General features: G+C 73.8%; 16 protein-coding genes. 7 read left to right on the forward strand and 9 right to left on the reverse strand.

From position 1 onward, the window contains the following. Window positions 1-37 precede the first annotated feature (37 nt). Entirely contained in the window at window positions 38-2,695 is a 2,658-nt protein-coding gene (locus AB0J74_RS26700) for an AAA family ATPase (protein WP_363452546.1), read from the forward strand. A gap of 30 nt (window positions 2,696-2,725) precedes the next feature. Further along, window positions 2,726-3,592 carry a BTAD domain-containing putative transcriptional regulator gene (locus AB0J74_RS26705; RefSeq protein ID WP_363452548.1) on the forward strand — a complete coding sequence of 289 codons (867 nt, stop codon included), beginning with the start codon at window positions 2,726-2,728 and terminating at the stop codon, window positions 3,590-3,592. Here AB0J74_RS26705 and AB0J74_RS26710 read toward each other — a convergent pair. Genes AB0J74_RS26710 through AB0J74_RS26720 form a run of 3 tightly spaced genes read right to left on the reverse strand, consistent with a single transcriptional unit; the run spans window position 3,580 to window position 5,676 of the window. Beyond that, a complete protein-coding gene (locus AB0J74_RS26710) occupies window positions 3,580-4,086 on the reverse strand; it encodes a DUF4188 domain-containing protein (protein WP_363452550.1) in 507 nt (168 codons plus the stop codon). The two genes, AB0J74_RS26705 and AB0J74_RS26710, sit on opposite strands and share 13 nt — an antisense overlap. A 17-nt stretch (window positions 4,087-4,103) precedes the next feature. Next, window positions 4,104-4,901 (reverse strand): alpha/beta hydrolase, encoded by a 798-nt coding sequence (locus tag AB0J74_RS26715; protein WP_363452552.1) that lies wholly within the window; start codon window positions 4,899-4,901, stop codon window positions 4,104-4,106. 43 nt (window positions 4,902-4,944) lie between these two features. Then, the gene (locus AB0J74_RS26720; protein WP_363452554.1) at window positions 4,945-5,676 is read right to left on the reverse strand and encodes an SDR family oxidoreductase; all 732 of its coding nucleotides are present in this window, start codon (window positions 5,674-5,676) and stop codon (window positions 4,945-4,947) included. Between the two features lie 117 nt (window positions 5,677-5,793). On the opposite strand from AB0J74_RS26720, the gene AB0J74_RS26725 reads away from it, so the two are divergent. Beyond that, window positions 5,794-6,879 carry a serine hydrolase domain-containing protein gene (locus AB0J74_RS26725; RefSeq protein ID WP_363452556.1) on the forward strand — a complete coding sequence of 362 codons (1,086 nt, stop codon included), beginning with the start codon at window positions 5,794-5,796 and terminating at the stop codon, window positions 6,877-6,879. A 36-nt stretch (window positions 6,880-6,915) separates the two neighbouring features. Here the strand turns inward: AB0J74_RS26725 and AB0J74_RS26730 are convergent, their stop codons facing one another. Both AB0J74_RS26730 and AB0J74_RS26735 read right to left on the reverse strand, forming a co-directional pair. After that, the gene (locus AB0J74_RS26730) at window positions 6,916-7,389 is read right to left on the reverse strand and encodes a hypothetical protein (protein ID WP_363452558.1); all 474 of its coding nucleotides are present in this window, start codon (window positions 7,387-7,389) and stop codon (window positions 6,916-6,918) included. A gap of 67 nt (window positions 7,390-7,456) precedes the next feature. Further along, window positions 7,457-8,407, reverse strand: a complete 951-nt coding sequence (locus AB0J74_RS26735) for a LysR family transcriptional regulator (RefSeq protein WP_363452561.1) — start codon at window positions 8,405-8,407, stop codon at window positions 7,457-7,459. A 31-nt stretch (window positions 8,408-8,438) separates the two neighbouring features. Between AB0J74_RS26735 and AB0J74_RS26740 the strand changes: the two genes are divergently transcribed. Then, the gene (locus AB0J74_RS26740) at window positions 8,439-9,002 is read left to right on the forward strand and encodes a helix-turn-helix transcriptional regulator (protein ID WP_363452564.1); all 564 of its coding nucleotides are present in this window, start codon (window positions 8,439-8,441) and stop codon (window positions 9,000-9,002) included. Window positions 9,003-9,023: 21 nt separating this feature from the next. Here AB0J74_RS26740 and AB0J74_RS26745 read toward each other — a convergent pair whose 3' ends face one another. Then, entirely contained in the window at window positions 9,024-9,998 is a 975-nt protein-coding gene (locus AB0J74_RS26745) for a zinc-binding dehydrogenase (RefSeq protein ID WP_363452566.1), read from the reverse strand. Between the two features lie 55 nt (window positions 9,999-10,053). On the opposite strand from AB0J74_RS26745, the gene AB0J74_RS26750 reads away from it, so the two are divergent. Next, a complete protein-coding gene (locus AB0J74_RS26750) occupies window positions 10,054-10,821 on the forward strand; it encodes a helix-turn-helix transcriptional regulator (protein WP_363452568.1) in 768 nt (255 codons plus the stop codon). A 221-nt stretch (window positions 10,822-11,042) separates the two neighbouring features. Continuing rightward, entirely contained in the window at window positions 11,043-11,762 is a 720-nt protein-coding gene (locus tag AB0J74_RS26755) for a class I SAM-dependent methyltransferase (RefSeq protein ID WP_363452570.1), read from the forward strand. Between the two features lies 1 nt (window position 11,763). On the opposite strand, the gene AB0J74_RS26760 is transcribed toward AB0J74_RS26755, so the two are convergent. Beyond that, entirely contained in the window at window positions 11,764-12,330 is a 567-nt protein-coding gene (locus tag AB0J74_RS26760; protein WP_363452572.1) for a GNAT family N-acetyltransferase, read from the reverse strand. A gap of 55 nt (window positions 12,331-12,385) precedes the next feature. Between AB0J74_RS26760 and AB0J74_RS26765 the strand changes: the two genes are divergently transcribed. After that, window positions 12,386-15,526, forward strand: a complete 3,141-nt coding sequence (locus tag AB0J74_RS26765; RefSeq protein ID WP_363452574.1) for a BTAD domain-containing putative transcriptional regulator — start codon at window positions 12,386-12,388, stop codon at window positions 15,524-15,526. Between the two features lie 3 nt (window positions 15,527-15,529). Here the strand turns inward: AB0J74_RS26765 and AB0J74_RS26770 are convergent, their stop codons facing one another. Both AB0J74_RS26770 and AB0J74_RS26775 read right to left on the reverse strand, forming a co-directional pair. Continuing rightward, a complete protein-coding gene (locus tag AB0J74_RS26770) occupies window positions 15,530-16,366 on the reverse strand; it encodes an aminoglycoside phosphotransferase family protein (RefSeq protein ID WP_363452576.1) in 837 nt (278 codons plus the stop codon). 40 nt (window positions 16,367-16,406) lie between these two features. After that, the gene (locus AB0J74_RS26775) at window positions 16,407-17,330 is read right to left on the reverse strand and encodes a ketopantoate reductase family protein (protein WP_363452578.1); all 924 of its coding nucleotides are present in this window, start codon (window positions 17,328-17,330) and stop codon (window positions 16,407-16,409) included. Window positions 17,331-17,370: the final 40 nt, after the last annotated feature.

Below are 17,370 nucleotides of genomic sequence, written 5' to 3' on the forward strand. Positions count from 1 at the left end.
CTGGAGGTCACCCTCCGTGCCGCTGCACTATTAGGGCATGGAGATCGTTGGGCGCGACGACGAGGTCGCCGCGCTCGAAGCCCTGCTCGCCAACGCCGCCGGTGGGCAGGGCGCCGTTCTCGTGCTGCGCGGTGAGGCCGGCATCGGTAAGTCGGCGCTGCTCGAGCAGACCGTCGAAACCGCACACCAGCGCGGTGTACGTGTCCTGAGCGTGACGGGCGTGCAGGTGGAGGTGCAGGTTCCGTACGCCGCCCTGGAGCACCTGCTCCGGCCGCTGCGCCCCGCCCCGATGGCCGACCGCTCCCCCTACCGGGTCGCGGTCGAGGTGCTGGAACTGCTCGGCGACCTCGGTGAGCCGGTCCTGCTCGCGGTCGAGGACGCACACTGGCTCGACGGCGCCAGCTGGGAGACGTTGACGTTCCTGTGCCGCCGCATCGGCGCCGACCGGATCGCCGTCGTGATGGCCGTCCGCGAGGGCGACGACATCGACCGCCGGTTGGCCGCGGCCGGCCTCGCCCAGTTGCGGCTGGAGCCACTGTCCACAACAGACGCCGGCGCCCTCCTCGACCGGGTGGCGCCCGATCTGGCGCGCACCCTGCGGGCGCGGGTGCTCGACGAGGCGGCCGGCAACCCGCTCGGCCTGGTCGAGCTCGGCGCCGCCGCCGCGCGCTCCGGTGGCTCGGCGCTGCTGCCGTCGTCGGTCCCGTTGAGCACCCGGATCGAACAGACCTTCGGCGGCCTGGTCGCCGAGCTGCCGCCGCCGACCCGCGACCTGCTGCTGATCGCCGCGTTGCACGACGGCGGCAACCTCGACGAGATCCTGGCCGCCGCGGGCATCCTGACGGGCGTCCCGGTGCCGGCCGACACGGTCCAGCCGGCGGTGACCGCGCGCCTGGTGAGCGTCGACGAGCAGTACGAGCTGCGGTTCCGGCACCCGCTGCTGCGGTCGGCGCTGCGCCAGCAGGCCGCGCCGGGAGACCGCCGCCGGGTGCATGCCGCGCTCGCCGAGGTCCTCGCCGCCAGCCCGGAACGCGGTCTGTGGCACCGGGCCTCGGCCGTGCCGGGTCCCGACGAGGCGCTGGCCCGGCAGCTGACGGACGCCGCGGCCGGCGCCGCGGAGCGGCACGCGGCCGCGTTCGCGCTCGCCGCGGTCAGCCGGGCGGTCCAGCTCAGCGAGGACCCGGGCGCGCGCGCCCGGCGGCAGTTCGTGGCCGCCCAACTGGCGTACGAACAGGGCGACGCGCACGGCGTCCGGCGCCTGCTGGGCGAGGTCGACCCGAGCGCCCTGCGACCGGCCGACCAGGCCCGGCTGCACTGGCTGCGCGAGGCGGTGTTCGAGACCCCCTGGACCGGGCACGAACGGCTGCTGGCCTACGCGGACGCCGTGGAGACGATGCACCGCGACGGCGAGACCGAGGCCGCCGCCGGCGCGATGATCGAACTCGGGTTGCGGATCTACTACTCCAGCGTGCCGGCCGCCGTCCGCGACCGGTTCACCGAGGTCACCCTGGCGCTCGGTCTCCCAGACGACGATCCGCGGCTGACCGTGCTCCTGCTGCTGATCGACCCGGTCGCGCACGGTGCCGCCGGGCTGGAAAGGCTCCGCGCCCTCGTGCACCGGATCGACCTGGCCCCCGCGATGCGCTTCGACCTGGCGGTGGCCACCTTCGCCATCGGTGCGTTCGACATCGGCCGCTCGCTGGCCCTGTCCGGTGTGGTCGAACTGCGCACGCAGGGCTGGATCGGCACACTGACCCGGGCCCTCAACTCCGCCGCGTCCTCGTGCGTCGGCCTGGGCGACGCCCGCGCCGCGCTGCCGCTGGCCGCCGAGTGCGTGGCCCTGGCCGAGGAGACGCACCAGTCGACCTGGCTGCTCGGCAGCAAGCTCCTGCTGGCGCACGCCGAGGCGTTGCGCGGCGACGGCGCGGCCGCCCGCCGCCTCGCCGACGCCGTCGAGCCGGTGCTGGTCGCCGCCCGCCGGCTGCCCCTGCTGGCGTTGGTGCAGCGCGCGCGGGGCGTCGCCGCGCTCGCCGAGGGCCACGCCGACGACGCGTTCCGCCAGCTGTTCCGGATCTTCGATCCGGCCGACAGCGCCTACTTCCCGAACTACCACCTGCACGCCCTGGCCGACCTGGCCGAGGCGGCCGTCCTCGGCGGCTTCCACGAGCGACTGGGCGCCGTGGTCACCGAGCTGGAACCCGTCGCCGAGCGGAGCCAGTCGCCCTCGCTGCGGGTCGGGCTCGGCTATGCCCGCGCGGTGCTCAGCGGCGACTTCGCCGCCGCGCTGGCCGACGACCTGAGCGGCTGGCCGTTCGAGCGGGCCCGGCTCCAGCTCACCTACGGCGCCGCGCTGCGCCGGGCCTTCCGGATCACCGAGAGCCGGCCGCTGCTGCGGGCCGCGGCGACGACGTTCGACGGGCTCGGCACCACGCCGTGGGCCGACCGGGCGCGGGCCGAACTGCGGGCGACCGGCGAGACCCGGCGCAAGCCGCTGGACGCGCTGGCCACCTTGACGCCGCAGGAGCAGCAGATCACCCGGCTGGCGGCGGAGGGGCTGAGCAACCGGGAGATCGGCGAGCGGTTGTTCCTGTCGCCGCGGACCGTCAGCACCCATCTCTACCGGATCTACCCGAAGATCCAGGTGAGCTCGCGCGCCGAACTGGCCCGGAAGATTACGTCATCCGACGTAGCCTGACCGGCCGGTCCGCTGCCTACCGTCAGGCACATGACCGTGCGCCTCGAGATCCTGGGCCCGTTGCGGGTCCGCCGGGCCGGCACCGACGTGGACACCGGGCCGCCGCAGCAACGGTGCCTACTCGCGCTCCTGCTGGCGCGGGAGGGCCGGCCGGTCAGCACGGGCGAGCTGATCGATGCGCTGTGGGGCGAGGGCGCACCGCCGACCGCGACCAACATCATCCAGAAGTACGTCGGCGCGGTGCGCCGCCTGCTCGAGCCGGGCCTGCCGTCGCGGACGCCCGGCCGCTACGTCGTACGCCATGGCGACGGTTACCGGTTCACCGCCGGGCCGGACACCCTCGACCTGGTCCGGTTCCGGCGGCTGGCCGCCGAGGCGAAGCGCCAGGCGGAGGGCGACCGCGCACTCGACCTGTACGCCGAGGCGCTGCGACTCGGGCACGGCCCGGCCGGCGAGGGCGTCGGTGACACGCCGGCGGCCCGGGCCGTGTTCGCCGGCGTCGACGGCGAGTTCCTCGACGCGGCGCTGGCCGCCGCCCGCCTGGCCGTCCCGCTCGGCCGTTCGTCGCTGCTCATCGCGCCGGTGCGCCGAGCGGCCGAGATGGACCCGCTCCACGAACCCGTCCAGGCGGCCCTGGTCACCGTGCTGGCCACGGCCGGCCGCCGGGCCGAGGCGCTGGCCGCCTACCGCGCGATCCGCCGCAGGCTCGCCGACGACCTGGGCATCAGCCCGGGGCCGGAGTTGCGCGACGCCTACCGCCAGGTGCTCGTCCATCGCGACCTGACCGGCGAGGCCGTGGGCCGCAAGCTCTTCGCGGAGGTCATCGAGTTGTGCGAGCGGCTGCCGCCGGCGCTCGCCCGGTTGGCCGCGCATCTCGACGCCGCCTACGACTCGTAGAGTTCCGTCTCGTCGAGAACCGGGGCTCCGCCGTCCTCGCGTCCCAGCCGGGCGGCCGAGCCGAACATCGGTCCGCGCGCCCGCCGCAGCCCGGCGAACTGCCCGAAGCCGAGCGGCTTGGGCACGTCGTCGTACACGGCTTCCATTCCGCCCTTGACCGAATAGGTCTCGTGCCAGAAGCCGGTGCCGCCGGAGTCCTTCAGGAAGCTCATCCACCACTCGCGGTGTTCCGCTGTCCGGGCGTACTCCAGCAGCGACGGCAGGTCCCGCCAGTACTGCCGCATCCCCATGTTCATCGGAAAGATCGAGTAGTAGACCGGCTCGTGCAGCAACAGGCCGTCCGGCTTGCCCGCCACTGACTGGCTGATCTTGCGGCCGAAGCTGAAGAACGTGCGGATCCCGTAGAAGTGGTTCACCCGCATGCCCAGATACATGACGATCAGGTCAGGGTACGCGGACAGGTCGACCGTCTGACGGTTCACTCGAGTGGGCATGTCCAGGCTCCCTGGTCTCAGGCCGCGGCGCGCTTGATGAGGTCGAACGTGGCGGCGGGCTGCGAGATCATCGCGACGTGCGAGGCGCCCACCTCGCGGACCTGTGCGCCGGCCCGCCGCGCCATGAACCGCTGCGCCGCCGGCGGGATCACCTTGTCGTCCCGGGCGACCAGATACCAGGAGGGAATGGTGGCCCACCCCGGCGGGGCCGAGGGCTCCTGCAGTGCGCGCACGTCGGCCGGCCGCTGCGCCGCCCACATCAGCTCGGTCGTCGACCGCCGCAGGTCGCCGGCGAAGACGTCGTGGAACACCTCCTGCCTGATGTAGGCGTCGACCCCCTCCGGATACGGCCGGAACTCGAGCGCCGCCTCGCTCAGTTGGCTGCCGGGGAACCGGCTCTGCATGCCGACCAGCGTCTCGTCCCGCGCCGGTGCGAACGCGGCCACGTAGACCAGGGCCTTGACCGCCGGGTTGCCGGTCGCCGCGTTGGTGATGACGATCCCGCCATAGGAGTGCGCGGCGAGCACCACCGGGCCGCTGACCGTGGCCAGGATGCTGGCCAGGTAGGCGGAGTCGGCGGCGACGCCGCGCAACGGGTTGGCCGGCGCGAGGACCGGATAGCCGTCGCGGATCAGCCGTCCGGCCACGTCGTTCCAGCCGGACGCGTCGGCGAACGCGCCGTGCACGAGCACGACCGTCGGTTTGGGCCCGTGCGCTCCGCGGCCGCGGGCCTGGGCGGCGGGCGCACCGAGCAGGGCGCCCGCCGCGACGGCGGCGGATCCGGCCAGGACGGTGCGGCGGGTGGTGGTTGTCATCGTCGTACGCCCCTCGGGTTCAGCGACATCTGCGGACTCGACGCTACGAAGGCGCACTTGACGTCGACTGAACGCGCACCTGCTCGAAGCGGAACTCGCGGATGAAGCAGTCGCGCGGTTGCCCGACCGCGAACAGCACGCAGTCGACGACCGACGCGGCGGTGAGCTCGCCGCCGGCGGCCCGCGGGCCGTCCTGCACGAAGTCGGGCGGGAACAGCGAGACCACCCGGATGCCCTCCGGCCGCAGCCGGTGGGAGAGGATCTCGGCGAGCCCGGCGTGCGCGTGCTTGGCCGCGTAGAAGGCCGGATGCGCGCCGGACCGGTGGTGTCCCACCTCGCCGCAGGCCGAGACCAGGTTGACGATGTCCGGCCGCGACGAGGCCCGCAACAACGGAAGAAGGTGCCGGGTGAGGAGCATCGTGCCGGTCGCACCGGCGGCCATCACGGTCTGGATGGTCTCGTCCGACGCGTCGGTCAGGTCGGCGCCGTCGACGTAGACGGCACCGTTGTTGACCAGCACGTCGAGGTGCCCCGTCCGCCCGGCCACGAACGCGGCGAACCCCCGCACCGACTCGGGCACCGCCAGGTCGCACGGGAACGCCTCGGCCCGACCCGGGCCGCGCTCGTTGACCAGGGCGGCGACCCGCTCGGCGGCCGCCCGTTCGCGGGCGGAGACGAAGACATGTGCGCCCCGGTCGGCGAACGCGGTGGCCAGCAGCCGCCCGGTGTCCCGCCCGGCACCGGTGACGGCGACCCGCAGGCCCGTGAGATCCATGGCCGACAGCCAAGCACCTCAACCCGGGTTGAGCTCAACCACCCGCCGGGACCGCAGCGGCTAGCGGCCCTCGGTAAATGGCTGGACACGGTCGGTGCGCTGCTTCATGGTCGGCCGATGGGGTTCCCTGGGGTACGGGCCGAGTTCGAGCGCAGCCTGGCCAGCGGCGACGACGTGGGCGCTTCGTTCTGCGTCACCGTCGGCGGCGAGACCGTGGTCGACCTCTGGGGCGGGTTCGCCGACGAGGGTCGCACGCGGCCGTGGGGCGCCGACACGATCGTCGGCGTCTACTCGACGACCAAGACCATGACCGCGCTCACCGCCCTGCTGGTCGCCGACCGCGGCGACCTCGACTTCGCGGCGCCGGTGGCCCGCTACTGGCCGGAGTTCGCGGCCGGCGGCAAGCAGGACGTGACGGTCGCCCATCTGATGAGCCACTCGGCCGGGTTGTGCGGCTGGCGGGAGCCGGTCACGCCGGACGACCTCTACGACTCGGAGAAGGTGACCGCGTTGCTGGCCGCCCAGGAGCCCTACTGGGCTCCCGGGACGCGGTCGGGCTACCACGGGATGACCCAGGGCTTCCTGGTCGGCGAGGTCGTGCGGCGGGTCACCGGCCGCTCGCTGGGCACGGTGTTCCGCGAGGAGATCGCCGAACCGCTGGGCGCCGACTTCCACATCGGCCTGCCCGCGTCGCAGGACGCGCGGGTCGCCGACCTGATCCCGCCGCCGGCACCGCCCGCGGTGGGCGACAGCGAGTTGCAGGCGAACGTGGCCGACAACCCGCGGTTGGCGGTCGACATCACCCGGACCAGGGCCTGGCGCGGCGCGGAGATCCCGGCCGTCGGCGGCATCGGCAACGCCCGCGCCATCGCCGGGATCCACGCGATCCTGGCCAACGGCGGCATGGCCCGGGGCCGGCGCTTCCTGTCCGAGGCCGGCTGCCGGCGGGCGCTCGAGGCACAGGTCGAGGGCACGGACCTGATCCTGGGGGTGCCGATCAGGTGGGGTCTGGGATTCGCCCTCAACACGGGCTTCATGCCCAACCCGAACACCCTCTACTGGGGCGGCTACGGCGGCTCGCTGGCCATCATCGACCTGGACGCACACACCACCATCGCGTACGCCATGAACAGGATGTCCGGCACCACGACCGGCGACCTCCGCGCCTTCGCCCTGGCCATGGCCTTCTGGGACGCCGGCTAGCCGCGCACCCTCACCGGGGCCGAGGTGGCCCCGGGTTCAGGCCTGCGCGCAGGCGGCGGTCAGCTCCGCGATGGCGGCTTCCAGGTTCTTCCGGCTCGGCTTGGCGTCGGCCGACCTGCCGGTCGCCTCGCTCAGCTTCATCATCTCCGCCTGCACCTTGTCGGCGGCGGCGCTGACGGTTTCCTTGGCGCCGATCGAGTGCGCGATGACGATGGCCGATCCGGCCGCCCACTGTGCGCTGACCGCGGTGTAGCCGGCCGGCGGGCCGATCTTCTCGGCCTTGGCCACCTTGTCGGCGTTGTCCTTGATGTCCTTCTTGAGGTCGGTGCAGGCCTTCTCGGTGACCGTGTCGATGGGCGGGATGGTGGCCGCGCTGGTGGCCGGGGCGGCGCTGGTGCCAGCGGGGTGCGGCGAGCTCGATCCATCCGATGTGGACTGTGGGTCGCATCCCGCGAGCGCGATCACCGCCGCGAGGGCGGCGGCCCCCAGGACAAGCCGGGACCGATGCATTGCTGCCTCCCCCATGATCGTCATGTCGACGTGGCACGCTACCAGCGCGGGTCAAGGCGTGCGTCGGTCACACCCATCTCCGGTCCGGGTCCGACCAGGTCGGCAGCCACACCTTCTCGTCCGCCGTGCTCACCCGTCGCTGACCGAGATGTTCACGGAGCGTGGCGAGCCCAGGATGCGGGTTGTCGACACGCCAGATCAGCGATATCGGATAGATCGGTGCCGGGTCGCGTACCGGAATGCGCCGCAGGTCATAGCTGTCCGGCCACAGATATCGGGTACGTTCGCCGGCCAGCGTCGCCAGTTCCGCCGAGTCGGCGATCTCGGCCAGTAGCGCCTCGTTGCCGAAGGCCGGCCCGACCAGGTCGATGGTGAGCCCGAACGCGGCGGCGAGTTCGTCGTAATAGCTCGCCCATTCGGTGCCGGGGGCCAGGCCGGGCATCCAGATGCGGTGGTCGGCGAGTCGCGCGGGCGTGACGGCATCGGCGTCGGCCAGCGGGTGGCGCGGCCCGACCAGGATCTCGTGGTGCTCGTCGATCACGCGGGCCGTCCGGACCGCGCCGGGCAGGTCGCGCGCGGAGACCGGGACGGCGTGGAAGGTGGCGTCGACCGTGCCCGCCTCGACGGCGGCGGTCGCGCCACGCGCGTCGGCGTCGAGGGTGACGACATCCAGGTCGATCCGGGGGTACGCGCGATGGAACTCCTGCAACAGCACCGCCGGCGCGGTCCGTCGGCTGTGGACGTCGATGCGCAGGGCGCGCCGGCCGGGCCGCACCGACGCGTCGGCCCGCGCCGCCACCCGGAGCAGTTCCCGGGCGTGCGGCAGGAACGTCTGGCCGTCGATGGTGAGTCGCACGCCGCGGGCCGTGCGCGTGAACAGCCGCACACCGAGATCCTTCTCGAGCGCCGCGACCCGCTTGGACACGGCCTGCTGGGTGACGGACAGCGCCACGGCGGCATCCTGGAACTGACCGGCATCCGCGGCGGCGACGAACGTGCGCACAGCGTCGAGATCCACGCGTCGGATCGTAGGCGGTTAGGCTCCGGCGATGCGCCTGAGCACCGACGTGGTCACGGCATTGACGTTCTGGCCCGACTACCGGCCGCGCCCGCACGAGCCGGTCGACCTGACGGTGCTGCCGCCCTTCTTCACCGACCTGCTGGGCGACCTGCCCTGGTGGAACCCAGCGTGGCGGATCACCGAGGTCCGGCCGGCCCGGCCGTGCTTCGCGAGGGTCGCGCCGTCGGACTTCTCCGAGGTCGCCGTGCCCGGGTCGGCCGCCGCCGACGACGCCGGTCCGCTCCCGTTCGCCGCCCGGGTCCGGTTCCAGGACACCGAGTTGCTGTGGTTCCAGGCCAAGATCGGCAATACGGTGATCGGCCCCGGCACCACGCCCCCGGGCGAGCCGGAACCGGACCCGGCGGCGGCCGTGATCCGCGCGGTGATGGACGTGCGCCGGGTCTCGACCCGGGCGCTGGCCCGGCAGTGCTTCCTGTCGGAGTCGACGATCCGCGCCCTCCGTCACGGCTGGAGCCCGGATCCGACCGTCGTCGAGCGGCTCGCCGCCGCCCTCGACATCCCGTTGGAGTACCTGCGCCACCACCGCTCCTGATCCGGTTCGCGGCACCCAGGCTCAGTTCCAGGGCAGCATGACCACCTTGCCGGCCGCCTGGTTCGTCTCCATGTATCCGTGTGCCTCGGCGATCTCGGCCAGCCCGACGACCCGGTCGACGTTGGGGCGGTAATCCCCGGCCTCGACGTCGCGGACCACCCGTTCGAGCACGGCCGCGCCCGCGCCGCCCTTCGCGTCGTCGCTGTGGAAGGCCGTGAGGCGGGTTCCGGAGGGGATCATCGCGATCGGCTCGAAGTCGGAAATCGACCATCCGCTGAGGGAGCCGGCCACGCAGACGGTGCCGCCGCGGCGGACCAGCCGCAGCGAGTCGGCGACCGTGCGGGCACCGACCAGATCCAGGACGTGGCCCGGCCCGTCGGGCCAGGGCAGGCGCAGCGGGCCGCCGTCATCGATCAGCGCGTGGTCGACCCCGGCCCTGGTCAACGTGCCGGCCTTCGCCGGCTGGCGGGTGGTGGCCGCGATCTCGACGCCGGCGGCGTGCGCGATCGACGCGGCCGCCAGGCCGACGGACGAGGTGCCGCCACGGATCAGGAGGCGCTCGCCCGGCCCGGTCCCCAGCGCGTCGAGTGCGCCCCGCGCGGTCAGGTAGGTCTCCGGCAGCGCGGCCAGCACCTCCCACGGGAGCGTGGTGCTCACCGGCATGAGCAGCGGGTTCGGGAGCAGCGCGTACTGGGCGTAGCCGCCGTCGAACTGCCGGCCCATCTCGCCCATCACCGCCGCGACCGTCGCGCCCTCCGGCAGCGTGGGATCGGTCGACGCGGCCAACACGCCGACGCACTCGATCCCGAGCACGCGCGGGAACCGCACGCCGGGTGAGTGCCCCTGCCGGGTACGCAACTCCGACCGGTTGAGGCCCGCGCCCATCACCCGCACCAGGCTCCAACCGTCGCGCACCGCCGGCACCGGCAGTTCGCGGATTTCCAGGACCTCCGGGCCACCCGCCCGCACACACACGGCCGCTCGCATCGTCGTCATGCCCTGAACTGTCGTCGCGCGAGCGTCCGGCCGGCTACCGATAGAATGCCGAGTTATGCCCGCAGCCCGCCAATCCCGGATCTGGCCCTCCGGTGGCGTGCACTTCTGGCCGTCCGGCGGCAGCAGCGTGGACCACGCCCACCCGCGCGGCCACCTCGTCTACGCGGTCAGCGGCGTTCTCTCGGTCCACACGGAGCGGGGCACCTATGTCGTCCCGGCCAACCGGGTCGCCTGGATCCCGGCCGGTTCCACGCATCACCACCGCGCGCACGGCGAGACCGACATGCGCATCGTCTTCCTGCCGCCGTCGCTGGCCCGGCTGGCACCCGCCCACCCGACCGTGCTGCTCGCCTCCGGCCTCGCCCGCGAGCTCCTGCTCACCCTCACCGGCACCCGGCAGCTCGACCCGGGCGCCCGCGCCCGCCTGCACCGGGTGCTGGTCGACGAACTCCGCGAGGCGGCCGAGCAGCCGATCCACCTGCCCGAGCCGCGTGACGACCGGTTGCGGGCCGTCGCCCGCATCCTCGACGACAACCCCGCCGACGACAGCCCGCTGGCCGCGCTCGGCCGACAGGTCGGTGCCGGCGCCCGCACGCTGAGCCGCCTCTTCCACGACGAACTCGGCATGACGTTCTACGAGTGGCGCACCCAACTGCGCATCTGCCACGCGCTCGTGCTGCTGGCCGAGGGCCACGACACGACCCGCGTCGCGCACGCCTGCGGCTGGTCCAACCCGAGCAGCTTCATCGCCGCCTTCGCCGCGATCGTCGGCACGACTCCGGGGCGCCACCGCGCCACCCGCCAGCTCCCGCCGCGCAGCTGACGTGCGAGCACCGCCGGGCGGTGGTAGGAAGCCACCAGCGACCCACACCCCGCCGCCCCACGACAAAGCCACCAGCGACCCACACCCCGCCGCCCCACGACAAAGCCACCAGCGAGCCTGACCCCGCCGCCCCACGACGAAGCCACCAGCGACCCAGACCCGGCCACCCGCAAGGAAGCCAGCAGCGGGCTTGACCCGGCCGCGCGCGAGGAGGAACGAGCATGGCCGACCTGTTCGACTACGACGCCGAACTGAGGCCACACAACGCCCGGTTGCGCGCCGCCGCCGGGGTCGGACCGGGCGACCGGGTGCTCGACATCGGCTGCGGCACCGGGCAGACCACCCGCGAGGCCGCACAGGCGGCCGTCGGTGGCCACGCGCTCGGCGTCGACATCTCCGCGCCGATGCTCGAACGGGCCCGAAAGCTGAGCGCGGGGCTCGACAACGTCAGCTTCGAACAGGCCGACGCCCAGACGCATCCGTTTCCACCGGGGCGCTTCGACGTGTGCCTCAGCCGCTTCGGCACGATGTTCTTCGCCGACCCGGTCGCCGCGTTCGGCAACATCGGGCGCGCCCTGCGCCCGAAGGGTCGCCTCGTGCTGCTCGTCTGGCAACCCGCCGACCGCAACGAGTGGACGACGATGTTCGGCCAAGCCGCCACGACCAACGGCCCGAACGCGTTCGCCCTCGCCGACCCGGCCGTCACCGAGCGCATCCTGACGGCCGCCGGCTTCGCCGAGGTCAGCTTCACCGACGTGCACGAGCCGGCCTACTACGGCCGGGACACCGCGGCCGCCTGCGACAACGTGCTCCGGCTGTGGAAGCCTGACGACGAGCGGGCACGCGACCGGTTGCGGGACGTCATCGCGGCGCACGACACCGGCGACGGCGTCTACTTCGACTCGCGCGCCTGGTTGGTCACCGCCCGCACCGCGGGCTGATTCATACGGTCGCGCGCATCACCCACCGCCATTTCGCGATCTTGCGGACCCGGGTGAAGCCGTAGCGGGTGTAGAGCTCCTCCGGGCCGGTGTGCAGAAAGGCACCACGCTGCGGCGGGCGCTGCTCGGTCTGCTCCGGATAGGCCTCGACGACGCCGCCACCGGCCGCCTTGATCTCGTCGAGGGCCGCCGCGACGGCCGCGGCCGCGACGCCCTTGCCGCGATCCTTGGAGTTGGTGAAGACACAGCCGATCCGCCACGACGGCGGTTCGTCGGCCCCCCGCTCGTACGCCCGCAGATTTTTGATGTTGGGCAGTTCCGGCGGCGACCCGAACTGGCACCAACCGACGCAGCGGTCGCCGTCGTAGACCAGCACCTGGTGGACCGTGCCCCGGGCGACATGGTCGCGCTTCGCCTGGCGGTTCCCCGCCGCCGTGTGCCCGGCGCCGACCCCCTCGGGGTGGAAACCCATGCACCAGCAACCACCCCACACGCCGTTGTTGGCCTCGACCAACGCGGCGAAGTCGTCCCACGTCTCCGGCGTGAGCATTCGGGTCGTCAACGTCATGCCAGCAGTGTGGCCCAGGGGTCTGACACAAGCCGGCCGTGGCAGGATCGGCCGCGTGAAGATCAAGATCCTCGGACCCTTGGAGGTACGCACCGACGACGGCGCCCTGGCCGACGTGCCCGGCGCCCGTCTGCGTGCGCTCCTGGTCGCCCTCGCCCTCGAGCCGGGCCACCTGGTGTCGAACGCGACGCTCGTCGACTGGATCTGGGGCGAGCAGCCACCCGCCGACGCGCCCAGCGCCCTGCACCGCCTGGTCTCCCGCCTGCGCAAGGTGTTGCCGGACGGCTCGGTCGAGGCGCAGGCGGGCGGCTACCGGCTCGCGGTGGCGCCCGACGCCGTCGACGCCGTGCGCTTCGAGCGCCTCGTCGGCCAGGCGCGCGAGACCGGGGACCCGGTGCCGCTGCGCGCGGCGCTCGCACTGTGGCGCGGCGCACCGATGCAGGACGTCGGCCTGCCGGACAGTACGGCCCTCGGCGCGGCCGTGACCCGGCTCGAACGGCTGCACCTGACCGCCGTCGAGGACCGGTTCGACACCGAGACCGGCGCTGACCTGGTCGCCGAACTGAGCGACCTGGTGGCCGCACATCCGCTGCGCGAACGGCTCGTAGCCGCGTTGATGCGGGCCCTGGTCGCTGCCGGCCGCGGCAGCGAGGCCCTGCTGGCCTACGAGCGCGCGAAGGAAGCCTTGGCCGAGACCCTCGGCGTCGACCCGTCGCCGGACCTGTCCGCCCTGCACGTCGCGCTGTTGCGGGGCGAACTCGCGCCCCGCGAGCAGGCCCGCGGTACCAACCTGCGGGCCGAGCTGACCAGCTTCGTCGGCCGCACCGCCGACGTCACCGCGGTCCGCGAACTGGTCGCCGACCACCGCCTCACGACCCTGATCGGGCCGGGCGGCTCCGGTAAGACCAGACTTGCCAACGAGACCGCGCGTACGCTGCTGCGCGACCTGCCCGACGGCACCTGGCTGGTGGAGCTGGCGGCGATCGGCTCCGACGGTGACGTGGCACAGGCGACGCTGGCCGGGCTCGGCCAGCGCGACGCACTGCTCGGCGAGGCGCCCGGCGCGGACCCGACCGACCGCGTCGTCGCCGCGATCCGCGACCGCGAGATGCTGCTGGTCCTCGACAACTGCGAGCACGTCATCGAGTCGGCGGCGGCCTTCGCCCACCGGGTGCTCGGCGAGTGCCGCCGGCTGCGCATCCTCGCGACGAGCCGCGAGCCGCTGGGCATCACCGGCGAAGCGCTCTGGCTCGTCCCGCCGCTGCCGCTGCCCGACGGCGACGCCGGCCCGGTCGAGATCGAGGCGGCCCCGGCCGTGCAGCTGCTGCGCGACCGGGCCGGCGCGGTGCGCAAGGACCTCGGGACCGACGCCGGCACGTCGGCGACCATGGCCCGGATCTGCCGGGCGCTGGACGGGATGCCGCTGGCGATCGAGCTCGCGGCGGCCCGGTTGCGCACGATGTCGGTCAACCAGCTCGCCAACCGCCTCGACGACCGGTTCCGCCTGCTCACCGGCGGCAGCCGCACCGCGCTCCCCCGCCACCGGACGCTGCGCGCGGTGATCGACTGGAGCTGGGAGCTGCTCACCGACGCCGAGCGGCTGGTGCTGCGCCGGCTCTCCGTCTTCGCCGCCGGCGCCAGCCTGGAAGCGGCCGAGCGGGTCTGCGCGGGCGACGGGATCGACGTGCTCGAGCTGCTCACCGCGCTGACCGAGAAGTCGCTGGTGCTGGCCGAGGGCGGGCGCACGCCGCGTTACCGGATGTTGGGCACCATCAGAGAGTACGCGCAACAGCGGCTCGCCGAGGCCGCCGAGTCGGACCACGCCCGGCGCGCCCACCTCGCCTACTTCACCGAGCTCGTCGAAACCGCGGAGCCGCACCTCTACCGCGCCGAGCAGCTCGACTGGCTCGCCCGGCTCGAGGTCGAGCACGACAACATCGGTGGCGCGATGCGGGCCGCCCTGGCGGCCGGCGACGCCGCCGGTGCGATGCGCCTCGCGGCCGCCGCCGGCTGGTACTGGTGGCTCGGCGGGCACAAGGCCGAGGGCAACGAGCTGATCACCGCGGCCACGGCCCTGCCGGGCGAGGTGGCCGACGAGAGCCGGGCCGTGGTCTACGCGCGCGCGGTGCACGCCGGCGTACACGCGGGTCGGTCTGTTCGTGATCTCGCTGCCTGGGGGCCGGGCGACCAGCAGCAGGCCGACGAGTGGATCCGCAAGGCCTACGAGATCAGCCAGCGCGTCCCGCGGCAGCACCGGGCGCTGCGGTTCGTCGCGGCGCTGGAACGCCTGCTGCACGCGCCGGAGTCGGCCGCGCCCGCTTTCGAGGCGCTGCTCACCGACGAGGATCCGTGGCTGGCCGCGCTGGCCCGGCTGCACCTCGGCCGGTTGCGCATCATGCTCGGCCACGACGGCCGCGACGCGGACACCTACCTCGAGACGGCGCTCGCCGAGTTCCGCACGCTCGGCGACCGGTGGGGCACGTCGTTCGCCCTGACCGAGCTGGCGAACCGGATCGCGACGCGCGGCGAGTTCGCGGCCGCCTGCGACCACTACGAGCAGGCGATCGCGGTCGTCGCCGAGGTCGGCGCCGGTGAAGACCTCGTGTCGATGCGCTCGCGGCAGGCCCAGCTGCACTGGCTGGCCGGCGACCCCGGCTCGAGCACGGCGGCGATGGCCGAGGCGCAGCGTTACGCCGAGCGGGTCTCCTGGCCCAACGCGCTGGCCGAACTGGCCCTGGCGAAGGCGGAACTGGCGCGCTGGTGCGGCGACGCCGAGCAGGCCCGCCGGCAGCTCGACGTCGCGACCGCGATGCTGGGTGAGGACGCCGAACGCACGTACGTGCGCGCGGTGGCCCACGATCTGCTCGGTTACCTCGCCGATGACCTCGACGAGTCCCGTGACCACCGCGACGCCGCCTTCCGCACGGCGACCGAGACCGGATACGCGCCGCTGATCGCCCAGGTGCTCGGCGGGATCGCCGACCTCGCGCTGCGCCGCGACCAGCCCGAGCAGGCCGCCCGGCTGCTCGCGGCGAGCGCCACCGTGCGCGGCCTGCCGGACCGTTCCCACCCGGACGTGACCCGGATCGAGCGGACCGCCCGGGACCGGCTCGGCGAGGAGGCGTTCGACGCGGCGGCGCGCGAGGGAGCGCGGGCGAGATGGTGCGACCTGGTCGCGGTCACGCTCGCGTCGTGAACCTCACAGCCGGGCCAGCGCGGCCCGGAGAAACCCGTCGCGGCGGGGGGTGTGCTCAGGCGGGTCGCACGCGGTCGGGGTGTTCAGCGCGGCCACCGCGTCCCAGTAGGCCACGTCGGAGGCGCGGGTGCCGCTGGTTCGCTCCCAGCCGTCGAGCACGAACCGCGGGGCGTCCGGGCCGTTGACGTAGGCGACCTGCTTGCGCAACTCCCCGAGGTCGACGCCGGGGCTGCCGACGCCGGCGGTCTTCCAGTCGACCAACGCCTGGCATTCCGCACCGCTCCACAGCATGTTGCCCGGCCACACGTCACCGTGGACGAACACCGGCGCCGTCGGCTGGATATCGGCGATCAACTCGGCTGCGCGGTCCAGCAACGGCGTCGTGGCCATCCGGCCCAGCCGCCGCTCGCGCGCGAAGTCGTCGACGGCGATCGGCCGGGGACGCGCCGGCAGCGCATCCGACGGCGCGAGCGGTATCCGATGGATCCGCGCGAGGGCCGCTCCGGCCGCGCGGAGCCGGTCGGCGTCGAGCCGGGCCGGCCAGTGGCTGGACCCCGGCACGACCGTCTCGACACTCGCCGGCACGCCGGCGACCCGGCCGGAGAGGTCGCTGCCGAGCAGCCGCGGGGCAGGCACGGAATGCCGGTCGGCGGCGAGAAGTGCGGCGACGTTGGTGGCGATCATGTCGCCGTCGATCCGCGGCGTCGGCGCCCTCAGCACGACCTCGGCGGACTCCAGCCGCACCAACCAGGGGCCGTCGCCGGCGTGCAGGGCCCGCACGCCCCGGACCCGACCGCCGGCGCAGGCCGCGGCCCAGGCGAACAACTGTCGGTTACCCATCCCGCACAGTGAGCCACGGTGTCAGACGCGGCGGGAAACGTCAACGGCCGCGCTGGTAGACGGCCAGGTTGACGTCGGTCGCCGCGAACAGCGGCGCGGCGACGCCGAGCGCCTTGGCGCGGCGCACCAGGTCGCTGATGATCGGGTCGTTCTCGACCCGCCGGCCCTGCCGCAGGTCACGATAAACCGACGAGGTCGTCGACGCGCCCACCTCGGTCACCGTGCCCAGCAGCCGCCGGTTGGCCTCGGGGCGCGGCGGAAAGCCGGCCGCGGCGGCGATCCGGCTCCCCTCGTCGACGACCGCGGTCGCGAACTCCTTGCCGCCCGGCACCGCGTTCACCTCGCCGACCGTCCCGCGGCCCAGGCACGTCACCGCCGTCACCGAGGCCAGGAAGATCCACTTCTCCCACATGTCGGCCTCGATGGTGCCGGACAGCTCGGAGCTGAACCCGGCGCCCGCGAGCGCCTCGTGCACCCGCTCGCCGCCGGCACCGTCGCCGGTGGGCAGCGGACCGTAGCGCAGTTCCACCAGCCCACCCAGGCGCACGATCTCACCGTCGTCGGTGAGGGTGGTGGCGACGTAGCAGACCCCGCCGTAGACGCGCCCGGCGCCGAACGCGGCCACGAGCCGGTCGATGTGCGCGATGCCGTTGAGGAACGGCACGATCGTGGTCGCGGGGCCAACGGCCGGCGCGATGTCGCGGATCGCGTTGTCGAGCGCGTAGCCCTTGACGGCCAGCAGCACCAGGTCGAACGGCTCGGCGAGCCGGTCCTGGACGACCGTCCGCACGTCGACGCGGTCGACCCGCTCATCGGGCTCCCGCACGCGCAGGCCCTGGTCGGCCAGTTGCGCGGCCCGGCCGGGCCGGACCAGGAAGGTCACGTCGCGGCCCGCCTGGGCCAGCCGGGCGCCGAAGTAGCCGCCGGTGGCGCCGGCACCGACCACGAGGATCCGAGCGGTCACCTGAACGAGCCTAGCGGCTGGTCCGCACGCGGCCACCCGT

This window comes from Asanoa sp. NPDC049573, from assembly GCF_040676615.1.
Lineage (GTDB): Bacteria > Actinomycetota > Actinomycetes > Mycobacteriales > Micromonosporaceae > Asanoa.

What these genes read in the sequence shown, in the direction of transcription:
- AB0J74_RS26700 (WP_363452546.1), top strand. Translation starts at nt 38, where the DNA reads ATGGAGATCGTTGGGCGCGACGACGAGGTCGCCGCGCTCGAAGCCCTG.
- AB0J74_RS26705 (WP_363452548.1), top strand. Translation starts at nt 2,726, where the DNA reads ATGACCGTGCGCCTCGAGATCCTGGGCCCGTTGCGGGTCCGCCGGGCC.
- AB0J74_RS26710 (WP_363452550.1), bottom strand. Translation starts at nt 4,086, where the DNA reads ATGCCCACTCGAGTGAACCGTCAGACGGTCGACCTGTCCGCGTACCCT.
- AB0J74_RS26715 (WP_363452552.1), bottom strand. Translation starts at nt 4,901, where the DNA reads ATGACAACCACCACCCGCCGCACCGTCCTGGCCGGATCCGCCGCCGTC.
- AB0J74_RS26720 (WP_363452554.1), bottom strand. Translation starts at nt 5,676, where the DNA reads ATGGATCTCACGGGCCTGCGGGTCGCCGTCACCGGTGCCGGGCGGGAC.
- AB0J74_RS26725 (WP_363452556.1), top strand. Translation starts at nt 5,794, where the DNA reads ATGGGGTTCCCTGGGGTACGGGCCGAGTTCGAGCGCAGCCTGGCCAGC.
- AB0J74_RS26730 (WP_363452558.1), bottom strand. Translation starts at nt 7,389, where the DNA reads ATGCATCGGTCCCGGCTTGTCCTGGGGGCCGCCGCCCTCGCGGCGGTG.
- AB0J74_RS26740 (WP_363452564.1), top strand. Translation starts at nt 8,439, where the DNA reads ATGCGCCTGAGCACCGACGTGGTCACGGCATTGACGTTCTGGCCCGAC.
- AB0J74_RS26745 (WP_363452566.1), bottom strand. Translation starts at nt 9,998, where the DNA reads ATGACGACGATGCGAGCGGCCGTGTGTGTGCGGGCGGGTGGCCCGGAG.
- AB0J74_RS26750 (WP_363452568.1), top strand. Translation starts at nt 10,054, where the DNA reads ATGCCCGCAGCCCGCCAATCCCGGATCTGGCCCTCCGGTGGCGTGCAC.
- AB0J74_RS26755 (WP_363452570.1), top strand. Translation starts at nt 11,043, where the DNA reads ATGGCCGACCTGTTCGACTACGACGCCGAACTGAGGCCACACAACGCC.
- AB0J74_RS26760 (WP_363452572.1), bottom strand. Translation starts at nt 12,330, where the DNA reads ATGACGTTGACGACCCGAATGCTCACGCCGGAGACGTGGGACGACTTC.
- AB0J74_RS26770 (WP_363452576.1), bottom strand. Translation starts at nt 16,366, where the DNA reads ATGGGTAACCGACAGTTGTTCGCCTGGGCCGCGGCCTGCGCCGGCGGT.